This window comes from Spirulina sp. CCY15215, assembly GCF_016888125.1.
In the GTDB taxonomy this organism is placed as follows: domain Bacteria; phylum Cyanobacteriota; class Cyanobacteriia; order Cyanobacteriales; family Spirulinaceae; genus CCY15215.
On sequence record NZ_JACSWA010000129.1, the window covers coordinates 1 to 356 of the forward strand.

General features: G+C 43.0%; 1 protein-coding gene. It reads left to right on the forward strand.

Features of this window, described 5'->3' with window-relative positions:
- A partial coding sequence (locus JUI58_RS00590) for a Uma2 family endonuclease (protein WP_204101811.1) occupies positions 1-356 on the forward strand: 356 nt, incomplete at both ends.

Sequence of the window (356 nt, forward strand, 5' to 3'; positions counted from 1 at the left end):
CCCCGATCGCCATATTGTTCATTATGGTCTTACTTGGCCACAGTTTAAGCTCATTCAAGCGGGCTTTGCTGGGTCGCGGAATATTCGACTTTCTTATTATGATCGCACCATTGAAATTCTGATGCCAGGACGGGAACATGAATTTTTTAAAACTATTATTGGGATGTTACTCGAGCTATTTTGCCTAGAAAAAAACATCGAATTTGAACCTCTTGGCTCCACAACCCAAGAGCGAGAAAATGAAGTTTCCCTCGAACCCGATGAATCCTACTGTTTCGGAGAATCTAAACCCCGTCCCGATCTGGCCATTGAAGTGATTTTTACCAGTGGAAACCCGAACAAGTTAGAACGTTATC